17 protein-coding genes are annotated in these 15,922 nt (G+C 52.7%); 9 read left to right on the top strand and 8 right to left on the bottom strand.

All coding sequences use genetic code 11. The features are described 5' to 3' along the window. Window positions 1-97: 97 nt before the first annotated feature. On the bottom strand, window positions 98-1,030 hold the full coding sequence (locus tag VF639_RS14435; protein ID WP_331146623.1) for an aldo/keto reductase: 933 nt from the start codon (window positions 1,028-1,030) through the stop codon (window positions 98-100). A gap of 443 nt (window positions 1,031-1,473) precedes the next feature. Between VF639_RS14435 and VF639_RS14430 the strand changes: the two genes are divergently transcribed. From VF639_RS14430 to VF639_RS14420, 3 genes are all read left to right on the top strand, one after another. Further along, window positions 1,474-2,502 carry a LacI family DNA-binding transcriptional regulator gene (locus tag VF639_RS14430; protein ID WP_331146622.1) on the top strand — a complete coding sequence of 343 codons (1,029 nt, stop codon included), beginning with the start codon at window positions 1,474-1,476 and terminating at the stop codon, window positions 2,500-2,502. 268 nt (window positions 2,503-2,770) lie between these two features. After that, window positions 2,771-3,403 carry an LON peptidase substrate-binding domain-containing protein gene (locus VF639_RS14425; RefSeq protein ID WP_331146621.1) on the top strand — a complete coding sequence of 211 codons (633 nt, stop codon included), beginning with the start codon at window positions 2,771-2,773 and terminating at the stop codon, window positions 3,401-3,403. A gap of 202 nt (window positions 3,404-3,605) precedes the next feature. Further along, window positions 3,606-4,844 carry a metallophosphoesterase gene (locus VF639_RS14420; RefSeq protein ID WP_331146620.1) on the top strand — a complete coding sequence of 413 codons (1,239 nt, stop codon included), beginning with the start codon at window positions 3,606-3,608 and terminating at the stop codon, window positions 4,842-4,844. Window positions 4,845-4,926: 82 nt separating this feature from the next. On the opposite strand, the gene VF639_RS14415 is transcribed toward VF639_RS14420, so the two are convergent. Both VF639_RS14415 and VF639_RS14410 read right to left on the bottom strand, forming a co-directional pair. Next, window positions 4,927-5,841, bottom strand: coding sequence for a diacylglycerol/lipid kinase family protein (locus VF639_RS14415; RefSeq protein ID WP_331146619.1), 915 nt, complete (start codon window positions 5,839-5,841; stop codon window positions 4,927-4,929). Window positions 5,842-5,902: 61 nt separating this feature from the next. Beyond that, window positions 5,903-6,712, bottom strand: a complete 810-nt coding sequence (locus tag VF639_RS14410) for a M48 family metallopeptidase (RefSeq protein ID WP_331146618.1) — start codon at window positions 6,710-6,712, stop codon at window positions 5,903-5,905. A gap of 281 nt (window positions 6,713-6,993) precedes the next feature. Between VF639_RS14410 and VF639_RS14405 the strand changes: the two genes are divergently transcribed. Then, window positions 6,994-7,188: a hypothetical protein gene (locus VF639_RS14405; protein ID WP_331146617.1), complete on the top strand. Its 195-nt coding sequence runs from the start codon at window positions 6,994-6,996 to the stop codon at window positions 7,186-7,188. Window positions 7,189-7,269: 81 nt separating this feature from the next. On the opposite strand, the gene VF639_RS14400 is transcribed toward VF639_RS14405, so the two are convergent. Next, window positions 7,270-7,893 carry a murein L,D-transpeptidase catalytic domain family protein gene (locus VF639_RS14400; RefSeq protein WP_331146616.1) on the bottom strand — a complete coding sequence of 208 codons (624 nt, stop codon included), beginning with the start codon at window positions 7,891-7,893 and terminating at the stop codon, window positions 7,270-7,272. A gap of 328 nt (window positions 7,894-8,221) precedes the next feature. Between VF639_RS14400 and VF639_RS14395 the strand changes: the two genes are divergently transcribed. Further along, window positions 8,222-8,608 carry a hypothetical protein gene (locus VF639_RS14395; RefSeq protein WP_331146615.1) on the top strand — a complete coding sequence of 129 codons (387 nt, stop codon included), beginning with the start codon at window positions 8,222-8,224 and terminating at the stop codon, window positions 8,606-8,608. A 205-nt stretch (window positions 8,609-8,813) separates the two neighbouring features. On the opposite strand, the gene VF639_RS14390 is transcribed toward VF639_RS14395, so the two are convergent. The 3 genes from VF639_RS14390 to VF639_RS14380 all read right to left on the bottom strand — a co-directional run bounded on the left by VF639_RS14390 (window position 8,814) and on the right by VF639_RS14380 (window position 10,707). Continuing rightward, complete coding sequence (locus tag VF639_RS14390) at window positions 8,814-9,014, bottom strand: hypothetical protein (RefSeq protein ID WP_331146614.1); 201 nt, start codon at window positions 9,012-9,014, stop codon at window positions 8,814-8,816. Window positions 9,015-9,465: 451 nt separating this feature from the next. Next, complete coding sequence (locus VF639_RS14385) at window positions 9,466-9,936, bottom strand: DUF4199 family protein (protein WP_331146613.1); 471 nt, start codon at window positions 9,934-9,936, stop codon at window positions 9,466-9,468. Window positions 9,937-10,227: 291 nt separating this feature from the next. Then, on the bottom strand, window positions 10,228-10,707 hold the full coding sequence (locus tag VF639_RS14380) for a DUF4199 domain-containing protein (protein ID WP_331146612.1): 480 nt from the start codon (window positions 10,705-10,707) through the stop codon (window positions 10,228-10,230). Between the two features lie 351 nt (window positions 10,708-11,058). Between VF639_RS14380 and VF639_RS14375 the strand changes: the two genes are divergently transcribed. Both VF639_RS14375 and VF639_RS14370 read left to right on the top strand, forming a co-directional pair. Further along, window positions 11,059-12,681 (top strand): ABC-F family ATP-binding cassette domain-containing protein, encoded by a 1,623-nt coding sequence (locus VF639_RS14375; RefSeq protein WP_331146611.1) that lies wholly within the window; start codon window positions 11,059-11,061, stop codon window positions 12,679-12,681. Window positions 12,682-12,698: 17 nt separating this feature from the next. After that, window positions 12,699-13,517 carry a hypothetical protein gene (locus VF639_RS14370; RefSeq protein ID WP_331146610.1) on the top strand — a complete coding sequence of 273 codons (819 nt, stop codon included), beginning with the start codon at window positions 12,699-12,701 and terminating at the stop codon, window positions 13,515-13,517. 100 nt (window positions 13,518-13,617) lie between these two features. On the opposite strand, the gene VF639_RS14365 is transcribed toward VF639_RS14370, so the two are convergent. After that, complete coding sequence (locus VF639_RS14365; protein ID WP_022823051.1) at window positions 13,618-13,788, bottom strand: lmo0937 family membrane protein; 171 nt, start codon at window positions 13,786-13,788, stop codon at window positions 13,618-13,620. Window positions 13,789-14,134: 346 nt separating this feature from the next. Between VF639_RS14365 and VF639_RS14360 the strand changes: the two genes are divergently transcribed. Both VF639_RS14360 and msrA read left to right on the top strand, forming a co-directional pair. After that, window positions 14,135-15,025: a 3-hydroxyacyl-CoA dehydrogenase family protein gene (locus tag VF639_RS14360; protein WP_331146609.1), complete on the top strand. Its 891-nt coding sequence runs from the start codon at window positions 14,135-14,137 to the stop codon at window positions 15,023-15,025. A gap of 309 nt (window positions 15,026-15,334) precedes the next feature. Next, on the top strand, window positions 15,335-15,874 hold the full coding sequence (gene msrA / locus VF639_RS14355) for a peptide-methionine (S)-S-oxide reductase MsrA (protein ID WP_331146608.1): 540 nt from the start codon (window positions 15,335-15,337) through the stop codon (window positions 15,872-15,874). Window positions 15,875-15,922: the final 48 nt, after the last annotated feature.

Genomic DNA, 15,922 nt, shown 5'->3' with positions numbered 1-15,922 from the left:
TGATAGCCAGTGAAGCTGTTGAAATTCACTTTAAAACGTCACACTCAACCTAAAGCATTTCAGCAATCAGCAGCCAACAAGCACCAATCCTCTAAACTCAGGAATTTTCCCAGGTTTCGCTTTGCACAGGTTCCAGAATCTGCCGCACCTGCTGCAGCATGTCCTGGTCGAGGGGTTCTTCCGCCCAACTGATGTTTTGCAGAATAGTGTTGGGGCGGGCAGTACTTACCAGCGTAGTAGCAATCTGCGGATTGCTTACTGAAAACTGGATGGCCAGCTTTTCAATGGGGTATCCTTTCTTCTTGCAGAAAGCAGCCGCCACTTCGGCATGGTATTTCAGTTGCTCGGAAGCCGGATGCCAGTCCGGGGCGCCTCGCTCGGAAAGCATGCCCATGGCCAAGGGCGAGGCATTGATTACGCCTACTCCGTGCTGCTCGAAGTAAGGCACGTAGTCGAGTAAGGTCTGGTCGTTGAGGCAGTAGTGGCAGAAAGACAAGACAGTTTCTACCGTGCCGGCTGGTACCCGCTCAATCACTTGCCGGAGTTTTTCGAGCGGGAGTCCCGTGATACCCACGTGGCCCACCACGCCCAAGGCTTTCAGGGAGTGCAGCGCCGGCAGCGTTTCCCCGATAACCTGATCTAAGTCGCTGAACTCGATGTCGTGCACATTAATCAGGTCGATGTAGTCGACGTGCAGGCGGGCCAAACTTTCCTCTACGCTCCTGATGGCGCGGATGGCGCTGTAGTCCCAGCTTTTAACCCCGTCTTGCCCATAGCGGCCGACTTTCGTGGATAAGTAGTATTTGTCGCGGGGCAGTTGCTGCAAAGCTTTCCCTAGCACGTTCTCGGCCTTGAGAAACCCATAGTAAGGCGACACATCAATGAAATTCATGCCTTTCTCAACCGCCGTGCAGACAGTGTTTATGCCCTGCGTTTCGTTGATGTCGTGGAAAACGCCTCCTAACGAAGACGCACCCAAGCTCAAGCAGGAAACTTCCATTCCGGTGTTGCCTAATTTTCGGTAATGCATGGCGGCCTCGGGGAATTAATTGAGAAGTGGAAATCCGAATTTTTCAGCCGCTAAAGCTGCAGCCTATTCAGGCAAAATTAGGAGCCTGAGGCACCTGCACAATCGATTGTTTATAAATACTTCCGCAAGGCTTTGCGCAAACCTTTGCGGAGCTTACATTACTGTCCTTACCTTGATTTTTTCAAATTTATCTTGTTATAAATTCTGTTTTCAGGGCTTATTCCTTGGATTAGGAAATGCGTTGCCAGGTAGAAAAACAGAGTCGGAAACCTACTACTTGTGCATCTTTTGAAGGCACAAAAAGGTCTTTTCCAAAGCAGTATCAGTAACTGACTGTCCGCTAGCGGGTGCCTACTTCGCTCCCGCAACTAGTAAGGCAAATAGCGGGCTACTACGATGAATGCCAAATCTCGCTAAGTTTGATTCCCTAAAATAACTCCTGCATGAGCAAACGACACGTTTCATTGAAAACCATAGCCCAGGCTCTGAACGTGTCGATATCCACGGTTTCCCGGGCCTTGCGCAACCACCCCGATATTGGGGCCGAAGTCACGCGAAAAGTGCAGGAGCTGGCCCGTGAGCTGCAATACACGCCTAATCCGCTGGCCATTGGCTTACTGAAAGACAAGACCAACACCATCGGCGTAATTGTGCCCGACTTGGTTACCTACTTCTTCTCTTCCATCATCAGCGGCATCGAAAGTCTGGCCAACGAGCACGGCTACTACATCGTGATTCGGTGCAGCTACGAGAGCTACGAGAAAGAGAAAGAGTGTCTGGAAAACCTCCTCAAGCTGCGGGTCGACGGTATCATCATGTGTTTGGCCCAGGAAACCCAGGACTACACGCACTTCAACCATTTGCTGGAAGCCGAAATACCGCTGGTGTTCTTCGACCGGGTTTGCCGCGCCGACGAAGTTGCCACCGTGGTGGTCGACAACAAAGAAGCGGCTCGCCGTATAACGCGCCACTTTTTCGAGAGCGGCTACCGCCGGATAGCCCATATTGCCGGCCCGGCCCAGCTCAACATCACCCGCGAACGAATAGCAGGCTACAAGCAAGGCCTCGCCGATTGCAACTTGTCCTTCGACAATTCCCTGCTGGCCCACTGCGACTTGAGCATCCCCAGCGCCACGGCCGCTACCCAGCGCCTGCTGGCTCTCCTCTCCCGCCCCGACGCTATTTTCGGAGTGAACGATACTACCGCCTTCGCCGCCATGAAGGAAATCAAGCGTCAGCACCTCCGCATTCCTGACGATGTGGGCCTAGTTGGTTTTACCGACGAGTTTCACGCCACCGTAGTAAATCCGAATTTAACCTCCGTTATGCATCCGACCTTTGAAATGGGTCGGGAAGCGGCCTTGCTCTTTCTGGCACAAGTGAATACCAAGATTGCCCTACCGCCCCGCCAAACGGTACTTACCACGCAGCTAGTGGTCCGCGAGTCTTCCACCAAAGCGCTGGTTGAATAGGCGCAATAGCATGAAACGAGTTTCCATACCCCGCAATATCTGTTTGGTATAACCTCCTCTGTTACCAACACCGGCAAACAAACGAGCCTTAGAAGCATTAGTTCATATAGTGCCTCTTTGAGAACCGCCTCGTTGTGGTCTTTTTGTTTGTAGCTTGTCTCGCTAGTGAGTGGTGCTTCTTGTGCTGTTGTGCAAGTGCCCGTTCCCGTAGTGTGCCCGCCTGGTGTACTCTCCAAGGGCAGCCTTCCAAAATGCGTTAATTGCTTGTATGCGCCAGATTGCCTTATTTCCTTTAAACCTCGTCGTTTTTCCCGGCGAGAAGTTGAATCTGCACATCTTCGAACCCCGCTACCGCCAACTGGTGCGCGACTGTTTGAGTGAGGGCATCACCTTTGGTATTCCGCCGTTCCTCAACGAAGCTGTAAGCCCATTAGGCACAGAAATGCAGCTCGTCGACGTAGAGAAGAACTACGCTAGCGGCGAAATGGATATTCGCACCAAGGCAGTAGGCTTGTTTCGGGTCGAAGAATTTTACCGGCAGGCACCTGGCAAGCTCTATGCGGGCGGGTTGGTGGAAGACTTGATTGATGACGACCATATAGATGTTGTTCTGCAAACGCGCATTTCTGCTCAGCTACAACAACTCTACGATGTACTGGGGCTACGCAAGCTGATGCAGGAGCTTCCCGCTAATTATCGGATCTATGACGTGGCACATCATTTGGGTTTGAGCACCGAGCAGGAATACCAACTGCTGGAGGCGCAAACCGAGGCCGAGCGGCAAGAAATTGTGCTAGAGCATCTGGAGCACATTTTGCCGGTACTGCTGGAAACCGAGCGCCTGAAAGAGCGAGTTCGCCTGAACGGCCACTTCAAAAACCTCACCCCGCCCAATTTCTGAGTTTCAGGCAGCAGCTTCATTTAGGGCTTAACAGAAAGCGGAATGACCAGGAAAAAAAGGTTATTCCGACCTTCTCCTTTATCCATAGGCTTCAGGCATCTGAGAAGTCCTCTAATCAACGGAAACATAAACTCCGCTGTACAAACCAAACGTAAGTCCCTGGGTTTCACGTATAGAAGTACGTACCGTTTCCCCCAATGCGTTGGCTGTCTTTCCTTCCCTCCTTCTCTATGCAACGTTAGCAGCCGTTCTTCTGTCGGCTTTGTGGCTGCTGCTGCGCTACTGGCAGGAGCGGCAATACCGGCGCCGGCCCTACGTAGCCCCCATCCGCAACGACTGGCCCTTGCATCTACCTGATGCCCATAAGGCCCCACAACACCGCGTAGCTCTACTCGGCGACCCTGGCGCCGTCGCCACCGACGGTACCGACCCCATTCTACAGCTGCTAGCCAATTGGCAAGATGAGACAGGCCCGGCGGGCACCGTCGTCATTCTCGGCGACAACGTGTACCCTACCGGCCTACCCGCCGCCGATAGCCCTGCTCGGCCCGCCGCCGAAAGACGCCTTAACACCCTGCTCGACGTGCTCCGTACCTTTCCGGGCCGCGTGGTGTTCTTGAGCGGCAACCACGACTGGAACAAAGGCCGTCCCGACGGCTACGACTATCTGCTGCGTCAGGAAGCTTACATTGCCGAGCATCTGCCGGAAGCACTCTACTTGCCTTCGGGCGGCACTCCAGGTCCAACTACGGTGCAACTCGCTGAAAACGTACTGCTAGTCGTGCTTAACACGCAGTGGTGGGTGCAAAATGGCAAGCGCCCGGCTTCCGACCCCAAAGAGCCGTTTCGGCAATTGCAGCAACTCCTCGATGCCAACCGGCACCAGCGCGTAGTGGTGGCCGGGCACCATCCGCTGTACTCGAATGCGCTGCACGGCGGGAAGTTCACGGCCAAGCAGCACGTTTTCCCTTTGACCACGGTGCACAAGCGGGCCTATGTGCCGCTGCCGCTTATTGGCTCGCTGCTGCCGCTCTACCGCAAGGTAGTAGGGGCCGCCGAAGACATGGCGCACCCACGCTACCGCAAAATGCGCCGCCGCCTGCTGCGGGTGCTGCATCAGTTCCCCAACATCATCTACGCCGCTGGCCACGACCACAACCTGCAATACTTTCACCGGTATGGGGGGCATTACCTGGTGAGTGGCGCCGGCAGCAAAACGGCTTTCGTGCAGAAAGGCGGCAACGCCACCTTCGTGCACGAGCACAAAGGTTTTTTTAGCCTCGACTTCTACGACAATGGTGAAGCCTGGCTGCGCACTTTGGAGCCAAGCACCGACCTAAATACACTGGAGGTATTCCGCCAACGCCTGCTGCCCGGCCCGGTGGTGGCCCCGCCCGTAGTAGCCACGGGTCTTATCAACGAGTCGGTGGCCGGAGCTTAGCGCAGACAGGAAAGGCCGAAGCTGATGCTTCGCCCTCGGCCTTCTGCAACCCAAGGCATTACCTTGGCAAAGCAAGTACGGTTTATTCGCTTGGTACTGGTACCAGCACTTGCAAGCTGTGGTGGTTGATTTCTACCTCCACCGGATTAGGCAATGTTTTTGGCTCTCCATCAATCTGCACCAGTACTTCCTGCACTTCCGGCACCTCAATACTGGCACGCCGGCAGCACAGGCGGCGCGTATAAATCGAGGTATCGAAGCCGCTCGTATACAAGTCGTAGAGGATGCCGGGGGCGGCAGCGTTGGGAAATGGTTCTATCACACAGATTTCGAACTGCCCGTCGTCTAAGTCACTATCGGGGTTTATAACCACGTTGCTGCCGAAGGTATTGGCATTGGCAATGGTTACCATGAATGCCGCTCCATCCCAGGTTTCCTGGTCGGTTTCGATGTGGTAAGTGGCGGGTTCGTACCCTAGAAACTCCTGCGTGGCAATACGCACGTAGGCGCCCGGCCCACGCGTTTCGCCTTGGTCGAAGCGTTCCACTACGAGCGCATTGAAACCAAGGTCAGCCAAATGCGCCGAAAAATGGCCACCGATCAACAAAGTGTCAATAACGCGTAGCTGATGGCGCCAAATAAGGTGTAAGGCCTCGCCGGTGTCCTGCGGAATCTGAAGATCTTTCGACAAGCCATTGCCCGAGCCGAGTGGCAAAATTCCTAGCGGAATGCCGCGCTCCAATAAGGCTTCGGCTACCAAACTCACCGTACCATCGCCACCGGCCGCAAACACAGCATCGAAGGAATGCAGGTCAAGATAGCGGCGTAGTTTGGTGAGGTCGTCGGTTCCGGTTGTATGATAGAAGGTGGCCTGCCGGCCCCGCTCGGTGCAGTAGTTGGTTATGGTTTGCTCTAGTTCAGCTTTGTCTAAGTCACCCGAAATTGGGTTTAGCACAAACAACAAGTAACGGAGCAAGGCAGGAGCGGCGGCAGTCATCGAAATAATAAGTCCGTGAGTTGCCCGAAATATACCTTTATACTATGTCTTTTGTGGCTTTCTATGGCTTCAGATTGCCAGGCATGCCTTGTGGGAACTCAGCGGCAATTTCTTCTTCTAAATGGCCAATCCGGTTACCCGGATTAGGGTGCGTGCTCAGAAACTCGGGCTGCCGACCGCTGCCGCCATTTTGCTCTAGAATCTGCATTACCTGAATCATAGCTCGCGGGTTGTAGCCAGCTTGCGGGGTGTAATCAACGGCCAGTTTATCAGCTTCCAATTCGTCGTTGCGGCCGAAACGCAGCGTTAACAGCTTGCCGACCATGGCAGCGGCGGCCGATGCCGCCATCGTGCCGGGCCGGTCGGGGTCGTACATGCCAATAGCAGCGGCTCCGGTCAGGCCCTGAGTCAGCTTCGACTTTGCAATCTGTTCGGCCGAATGGCGCCCTACTACGTGGCCAATTTCGTGGGCCAGCACACCGGCCACCTGACCTTCAGTCTTTAAATTCTTCAGCAAGCCCGCCGTAATAAAAACCTGCCCACCTGGTAAGGCAAAGGCGTTGATGGTGTTCTCGTCGGCCAGCAGATGAAACTGAAACTTGTAAGGGCTTTGGCCCGCTTTGGTAGTGCGCACAATCTGTTGGCCAATCTGCTCGATGCGGGCCGACGCTTCCTTGTTGGGATGCAGTCCACCGTATTGCTGGGCCATCTGGGGGGCCGCTTGCAAGCCTAAAGCAATTTCCTGGTCGGCGGTCATGTCTACGTGCTGTACTTCGCCCGTTACTTCGTTTACGGAGCGTTTGCAGTAGTACGTGACCAGGGTAAACCCTGCCATTAGCAGGGCAATGATATAGCGGAGGTTTCCTCTCATGGCAGTAGGTGGAAAAGGCGGGAAGATCAACTTTTTGGCAGGGAGAGCCAGTTGGGCTTGTAACGCGTCTTTCCTGGAAGAGTTACCGGGAGCCTAACAAGAGAAGGACAACAAACTGTCGTTTAGAGCTCAACTAATCAACTGACCGGCAAACTGTTGGGCTTTGGCACAGATTCCTATCTAAAATTATACATTCCTACTTATATACCCAAATGCAAGTAGATACCGTATCAGGCTCATTCTCCCTTTTCCTGTTTACCATCTATTTAACATTTCGTTTTATGAATCAGAAACGCACTTTCGGTTCCTTGCTCACTATCCTGGGCATTATTGGCATTGTTTACGGCGCGCTAGGCTTCTTGCATGTGGCAGGCGTGAACCTGAGCAAAATCAACTCCCTCGTTCCATTTGGCGTTGGCCTGATTTTCTTTTTTGCCGGCATCAACCTGGTAAAGGCTACCGGCGACCGAGCTTAAACCAAACACCCCGGCCCGGCGTCTAACCCATCATGTAGGGTAGGCACCGGGCCGGGGTGTTTGGTTTACTTCCAAGGATGCTTAGCTGCGATACAACCCTTGCTGATGCGCAAAAGCCATCAGCGCCGGATCGAGTTGCAGCCAGGTAGATGCGTACCGCACTTGGCTGGGCCCATGTGCATAGATAACCGTGCCCCCCTGAATAGCCCGAATGATGGCCGAGCTTTGCTGAACGGGCAGCGCTGGGCAGCCTTGGCTGCGACCTAGCCGCCCGTGTTGCCGTACAAATTGCTCGCTCACATAGTCGGCGCCGTGCACCACTACTGCGCGGCTGGCGGCATTGGTATTGTAGCCAGGGTCATGGCCGTGCAACTTCAACGACAAGCCGTGCTTACCCTGGTACGTGCTGCCCGTGGTGTAGAAACCTAGGCTGCTCATTTCGGAACCCTCCCGGTTGGAGAATGTACGGGCCATGTCCTCGCCGGTGTTTCGGCCGTGGGCTACCAGTGAGTGAAACAACACAGTTTGCTTCTTCAAGTCGATTACCCAAAGGCGCTTCTGGCTGCTGGAACGTTCGAAATCAATGATGGTTAGCACTTGGCGGCTTGGCGCAATCTGGCCGCGCTGACTGAGACTATAGTAGCCCATTAGCGCCTCGCGGTAGACATTGGCGGGTACTCCGTAGTTAATCAGTTTTGCCTTCATGTAGCTGCTAAGCACATACTGCTCGAAAGCGACCATATACTGTGCCCGCCGCAGTTCAATCGGTAGCTTAGGCGTACCCGCAGGCCGTGGGCTTGAAGCGACGGAAGAGCGGAAGAAAGCAGATGAAAAAACAAAACACGCAGTTAGTAGTAGCGTGGTAAAGGCGGTTATTATCTTGGTCATCGGCTAAGCTGTCGGACAAGAGCAAACAAGATGGCAATTGCCACGAAATGACAACGCTCGTATTACAATAATAGTACTTTAGCGCAACTTCTTCTATTGGCAGCAACCGTTTTCTTTGGCCTGCCAGTTCCCATTCTTACCATTTATGTTGCTTTTTCGCCTCTCTCTGCTGAGTGTTAACCTGCTTTTATTTGCATCGTGCAGCCGTTCCCGCCCCGTCTTACCGGGTCTTGATTCTGCTGTTTGGCGACAGGATGCGTATGGCTGTCGTAACCTCCGTGCCCCACAAGCCAAATCTTTTCTAAAGGCTAAGGAGCAACTTTATGGCAAAACTACCGCTACGGTAGAGGAGCTTTTGGGCCGCCCCGACGAAGAAGAATTAGCCGAACAAACAGAGAAAACCTACTACTACTATCTCGTGCCGGGGCCACAGTGCGAGCCAGGTCATCAACGCTCCGCAGCCAACAAATTAAGCATTCATTTCGGCGCTCTTGGTACCGTTACGGAGGTGCTAACGGGTAGCCCGTTGTAAATAAAATAGCACTTATATAATAATACTGCATACCTCCAGCGAGTCTCCTGCTCTTAGCGCATACCGCACACTTATCTAACTCTTTAGGTTTAATAAAGGGCTAAACAAACAAGAGGCGCCTCCAGTACAGGAAGCGCCTCTTGCTTATCGTGAAAATCTAGATAACCAAAACTTACTCGGATGTATTTAATTAACTCTTAGCAGGTTAGCCTACGCCACCCTCATTCACATCAATCGTGCTCCGAATGTCGTCGTGTTGCTGCTCACTACGCAGAACGCTTATTTGACTAGGTGTGAGAATGCGGCTGCATTCGGCTTCGTATTGTGACTCCATTTCGCTGATACGGGCGCGTTGCTCTACAATATCATCTTTGTACTGCCAGCTTATTTCGTCCAGACGAGTCATTCTAATTAGGTTGACTGCCCGCAGACGTATGTACTGCGCCTCATTGAGGTGCAGTCGGTTACATGTTTGCCGCGTAACGTCCCGCAGTTGTGCCATCGAAAGGCCACTAGTTCCAGATAGCTCACCGTGGCGGTCTTGCTTTTGCGCGCTTGCCGCTCCAGTTAAACCAACAAGTAGCAGGAGGATAACGAATACTGATTTCATGACTGAAAGAAAAACGAGGGGGAGTTGGTGCTGGCGCTGATAACGGAAAAGCTTGAACCTAAGCATATCCATACGCGCTAGCATTAATACAAATATATGTTAACAAAGTTACAGCAACAACAAAAAAAACAATTTTTTTATTTTAATATTTATAGTGTGCCTTTAAGAGGGCCGACAATCCTTTCGAGCAAAGAAAAAGCCTGATCCTTAAGTAGTGAATCAGGCTTTCTAAGATTGCTGCAAATGATTATTCGATGCCTTCTATTGGCTTATGGTCGGGGCTTTTGAAGTACTGCATAGCCACAAGCGTTATGATAGCTCCTACCATGGCTCCCTGCAATAGAATGGCCAGGAAGGCAATTGTAATCGACAGGTCGAATCCAAACAGGTCGCGGGCGTGAATCTGGTCCATGATGTTGGGCCAAATCAGCGTGCACACAATGAAAGCGAAGCCGAAAGCAACCGAGGAAATTGCGGCCGTCATTACACCAGTAGCAAAGCCTTGCAAATAAGGCATTCGGTCACGCTTAGCGCGCTTGAAATTGGCAATGGCCAAGCATACGCCGATAGCCATAATCGCAAAATTCAAAAAACTGAATTCGATACGGTCTGCTAGGCCTGCCAGAATAGCCACTGAAAAGTAGACTACCATCGCAGCCGCGGTAAGCAAGCCATAACGGATTCCGTTGGTTTCAGGGGTAATCTGGGCATTATTCATAGCGGGTACAGATTGAGGTTGGAAGGGAGGATAAAAAGCAGCCCATCAAGTCGTGTCTGCGCTTGAACAGAATCTTGCGTTGAAAGGCTACTTTCCCTCTTAATACCGGATTTGCGGCGGTATAGTTGGGGTAAATGCTATTTTTTTCGCTGGTTTCTACTTCATTAAATAATTCTTCGCCTTTTATCCAGGCAGGACTACCTACTGTGGAGCTGGCATTTCACGAAAAGCTCACCTGGCTACCGGTACTTGCTGTTGCAGCGTAAGCTGAGAAGTTCCTTGTTCAGGTCACTAAGCGTCCTTTTCTACAGCAACACCTTTATGGTCAGGGCTTTTGAAATACATCATAGCCACGTAGCCAATAAAGGCTCCTATCACCACGCCTTGCACGATGATGGCTAGGAACACAATGGCCGTGACAGATAAATCGACGCCAAACAAATTGCGAGTTCGTATGGCCTCTATAAACGTCTTGTCTAAGGTTGAGTAAAGAACAACAAACAACCCAAATAGCACCGACGCTATTAGGGAGGTGATGAAGCCCACTCCGATGCCGCTCAAATAGGTAATACGGTTATTGTTGAGCTTTTTGAACTGCGCCAGAGCCAGGCAAATGCCTACCACCAGAATAGCACCTACTAGAAAAACGTATGCCACCTGATCGAGTAGGCCTAGCGCTTTCAGAAGCAGAAAGTATAAGCTGCAGCCAACAGCCGTGAAAATGCCCTGACGGATAGAAGTTCTTAGGATAGAATTGCGGGAAAGGTCCATGCGCCTAAGCGGAAAGGTGAAATAAAAATGGGAACATGTATTCGTCTTGGCGTGTTGCAATAAACCGGCCTGAATGTGCTGCGAAACCAGTTCTACTATACTTCAAACTAATTACTGGTGTTGTGGCGGCGGTAACTAGCTGCGTCTTGCTTAGGCGGGTTACACTAGCGGTTATCCTTCTTTCGCTTTGGAATGCACCGTCAACTCAACGTTTCTTGTAAAGCCCTTAGGGATAAAACCTTGCACGTACGCCGGCAAGCCTACATTTTGCGTATTTTTGCGCCCGGTTACTTTTTTTGTTGTTGAAGTCCTACTTGCTTTTCCCCTCGTTTCTCCGTCTTTCTCCTATATATGATTAGCACCTCCAACGTCAGCCTGCGCTACGGCAAGCGTATCTTGTTTGAAGACGTTACGATCAAGTTCATGCCCGGCAACGTGTACGGCCTTATTGGGGCCAACGGCGCGGGCAAATCAACCTTTCTGAAAATTCTGTCCGGCGAAATCGAGCCCAACACGGGTTCGGTAACGATGCCACCGAATGCGCGCCTTTCGGTGCTGCGCCAGGACCAGTTTGCTTACGATGCTTTACCCGTGTTGCAAACCGTTATTCAGGGGCACCAGCGGCTGTGGAAGGTGATGGAGGAGAAAGACGCCTTGTACGCCAAGCCCGATTTTTCGGACGCGGATGGCGAGCGGGCGGCCGAGCTGGAAGGTGAGTTTGCCGACCTCGAAGGCTGGAATGCTGAATATGAAGCTGCTGAACTGCTCTCGGGCCTCGGCATAGCCGAAGACAAGCACTACACCCTGATGGGCGACCTAGGCAGCTCTGATAAAGTGCGGGTGCTGCTGGCCCAGGCACTGTTCGGCAACCCCGACGTGCTGCTGCTCGACGAGCCCACCAACGGCCTCGACGCCGAAACCGTGCTCTGGCTAGAGAATTTCCTGGACTCGTTCCAGAACACCGTAATTGTAGTGAGCCACGACCGGCACTTCCTCGATGCCGTCTGCAACTACATGGCCGACCTCGACTTCTCGAAAATCACGATGTATCCCGGCAACTACTCGTTCTGGTACGAGTCGTCGCAGTTGGCTATGCGCCAGCGGCAGGATGTGAACAAGAAAACCGAAGACAAGCGCAAAGAGCTAGAAGAGTTTGTGCGCCGTTTCTCGGCCAACGCCTCCAAAAGCAAGCAGGCTACCTCGCGCCAGAAGCTGCTCCAGAAGCTTACGCTCGAAGAAATCAAACCTAGCTCGCGCAAGTACCCTTACATTGCCTTCAAGCCCGAGCGCGAAGCCGGCAACCAACTGCTGTCAATTGAAAACCTCAGCAAGAAGGTAGACGGCCAGAAGGTGTTCGGCAACGTGAGCTTCTCGCTCGATAAGAAAGACAAGGTGGCCATCATCGGGCGTGACGACCGGGCGGCTTCCCTTCTCTTCGACATCCTGTTCGAACAGATCCGGCCTGATACTGGCGACTTCAAGTGGGGCACCACCATCACGCCTTCCTATTTCCCCAAAGAAAACTCCGAGTTCTTCGACACCGACCTGAACCTGGTGGATTGGCTGCGGCAATATTCCACCGAAAAGGACGAGTCGTTTATCCGGGGCTTCCTGGGCCGGATGCTGTTTTCGGGCGAGGAGTCGCAGAAGAAGTCGAACGTGCTAAGCGGGGGCGAGAAAGTACGCTGCATGCTCAGCAAGATGATGATGGAGTCGGGCAATGTGCTGGTTCTTGATGACCCAACCAACCATTTGGACCTGGAAAGCATCACTGCTTTAAACAACAGCTTAGGTGAATTCGGCGGCACGCTGCTATTTGCCTCCCACGACTTACAGTTCATTGAAACAGTAGCCAACCGCATCATAGAACTCACGCCCGATGGCATTATTGATCGGCGCATGACTTATGAGGAATATCTGGCTGACGAAACCATCAAAGCGCTCCGCCAGCGCAAATACCAATTAGTCTCCTAACCGCGTTACCTTCCGGTATGAACGCTCTGCAACGTCCCCTGTTCGCAATTTTCCTGGTTGGTGCCGGGTTACTGGCTGCTCCGGCTGCCTTTGCCCAGCGCACCGACAGCACCTCCACGGTGAAGCCTCAGCTGAACACGGCGCCTCCTGGCACGGCGCCGCGTCCAGTTCCCGCCCCCAACACGCCGGCCCCGCGCCAAGAAGTTCCCGTACCCGTGCCGCCGCCCGTCAACGAGCCGGTTCCGGCCCGTCCATCCACTGACAGTCCCTCGGGGCTGGAGTTGCCCAGCCGGCCTGGTGTAGCCGCGCCGCCGCCACCGCTACGCAAGTATTTCCTGTACACCAACTTCGGCTTAGGCTATACCAGCTACTACGGCGACGGCCAATTTAATGCGAGCATTGCACCAGCTCTTGGTATTCGGGTTTCAGAGAAATTCTCTATTGGTCCGGGTATTAGCTACTCGTACACCAACATCAGCTACTCCGACTACAATCAGCAGGTGAATCGCTATCCGCCAAACGTGGTGTCCAACAACCTCGGTCTGAAAGCATTTGCTCAATACATGGTGTATAAGCAATTCTTTCTGCATGCTGAATACGAAGTAACCCGCACTAGTGCAAAATATACCTACCAAGGTCAGGCGTACGATATTAATCGCACGCTCAAAACGCCCTTGGGAGGAGCTGGCTACCGCAATTCGTTTAGCGACCGAGTCGCTGCTGATATTGTTGTTCTTTACAATTTCAATGATGGAGTGAACACCGATGGCTCCAGTACTTCTCCTTATGGTCAGCCAGAGATACGCCTTAACCTGTTAATCAACTTAGGTAAGTAGCGTAGGCTCTTTTCCAAACGCAAAAAAGCCTCCTGAGCTAGCAGGAGGCTTTTTTTGTTTCAAACAAAACGCTGAGAGGCCTTCGACCTCAGGGCGTAAACTATACTACCCGTCCGCCGCGGATAACACGCAGCAAAATGGCGATAATGGCAATAACCAGCAGAATGTGGATTAGGTTGTTGCCGGCCATGCCAGCACCTAACACGCCGAAGAAGCCCAATGCCCAAATGAGAATGAGAACGACGGCGATGATATACAACAGATTGCCCATGGTGGTGGAATTGATTAAGAGTGGTGGAAAGGAAGGCCTCGGCTTCGCAAGGAGAGTTTGCATGTGAAAGCTGAGCTGCGGATTTGTACGCGGGGGGGTCTAAAAGGATATATCGGCTTTAAAAAATCTTGGCATTTCTCCTCTCGTTTCCTAGAAATCATTGCCTATGAATGCGCCAAGGCACTTATGGGCAATAAAAAATTTTCCAGGGTTTCCACAAACAATCTGAATAGGCGTTCATCTGCTAGGCCTTTGACGTGGTGGCCAGGGTTTTCAGATTAGCTTTGCCGCGGCTGATTTACAAGCGGCCGTTTGTTGCCTCCCACCCACCTTTTCGTTTCACAGCATGATGCAAGTCGCCGTTATTGGCTCGGGTACTATGGGCAATGGCATTGCCCACGTTTTTGCTTTGCACGGATTTGCCGTTGCGCTTATCGACATCAACCAGCCGTCCCTCGACAGAGCCCTTGAAACTATCAGCAAAAACCTGGACCGGCAGGTAGCAAAGGGCAGCCTTTCAGAAACCGACAAGTCGGCTACGCTCGGGCGCATTCAAACGCATACCAGCCTTGCCGATGGCGTGCGCGACGTGCAGCTGGTAGTAGAAGCGGCCACCGAGAACGTGGACCTGAAGCTGCAAATCTTCCGCGACCTAGATCAGCATGCGCCCCAAGAGGCCATTCTGGCGTCTAATACGTCTTCCATTTCCATCACTAAAATAGCCGCCGCTACCAAGCGCCCAACGCAGGTCATTGGCATGCACTTCATGAACCCAGTGCCGGTAATGAAGCTGGTGGAAGTGATTCGGGGCTACGCCACGTCCGATGCGGTTACCGAGCAGGTGATGGACCTTTCGCGCCAACTCAACAAAACCCCCACCGAAGTCAACGATTATCCGGGCTTCGTGGCCAACCGCATTCTGATGCCCATGATCAACGAGGCCATCATCAGCTTGTTTGAGGGTGTGGCCGGCGTCGAGGAAATTGATACGGTGATGAAGCTCGGCATGGCCCACCCCATGGGGCCCCTGCAGCTCGCCGATTTTATTGGCTTGGACGTGTGCCTGGCCATTCTGCGCGTGCTGCACGATGGGCTTGGCAACCCAAAATACGCGCCCTGCCCGCTGCTGGTCAATATGGTGATGGCCGGCCGCCTAGGCGTGAAATCCGGCGAAGGCTTCTACAAGTACACTGCGGGCTCTAAAGACCTGATAGTGGCCGACCGATTCGGGAAGTAAGCGCTTAAGCCGCACTTTAAGTCGAGGCCAATGCACCAAGCTTCAGGAATATAACAAGCCCTTGACGATACCCGAGCGTCAAGGGCTTATCTGTTTGTGGGAGGTACGTATCGGAGGCGACGGATTGCGTTGACACTTGCTTAGTGCGCCACCTACTTGCCACAACAGTGCCTTACTAGTTTCCATTAAACTTTTCCGCTTACTATTCTCTTTTACTCGTATAGGCTACTCTTGCAAGCTGAACCTGACGCAAGCACGTTTCAATTTCTCTTCAAGAAGTGTTTGCCACTAAACAAGACCTTTCATCCTATGAATCTCGCAACTTTTGGAGCCGGCTGCTTTTGGTGCGTCGAGGCTGTTTTTCAAGATCTACAGGGCGTGCAGAAAGTAGTTTCGGGCTATTCCAACGGCCGCATTGCCAACCCAACTTACCGGGAAGTGTGCAGCGGCCTTACGGGTCACGCCGAAGTCATCCAAATCACCTATGACCCCAAGGTGATTAGCTACCCCGAGTTGCTGGAGGTGTTCTGGAAAACCCACGACCCCACTACTCTCAACCGCCAAGGCAACGATACCGGCACGCAATACCGCTCCGGGGTGTATTACCACAACGACGAGCAGCGCCGCCTAGCCGAAGAGTACAAACAAAAGCTCAACGAAGCCAAAGCCTTCGACCAGCCCATTGTTACGGAAATCGAGCCGCTAAAGAGCTTCTACCCAGCCGAGGATTATCACCAGAACTATTTCAAGCAGAATGGTCACGAGCCCTACTGCCAATTTGTGGTACGCCCCAAAGTACAGAAAGTGCAAGCCGTATTCGGCGACAAGCTGAAGAAAGCTACCGCGTAACGCCAACCTTCTGCCAATAAAGAAGACCCGCCCCAATTAGTTGGAGCG

This window comes from Hymenobacter sp. (genome assembly GCF_036387835.1).
Lineage (GTDB): Bacteria > Bacteroidota > Bacteroidia > Cytophagales > Hymenobacteraceae > Hymenobacter.
Note: the sequence above shows the minus strand (reverse complement) of the source record. Positions and strands in the feature narration are given on the sequence as shown.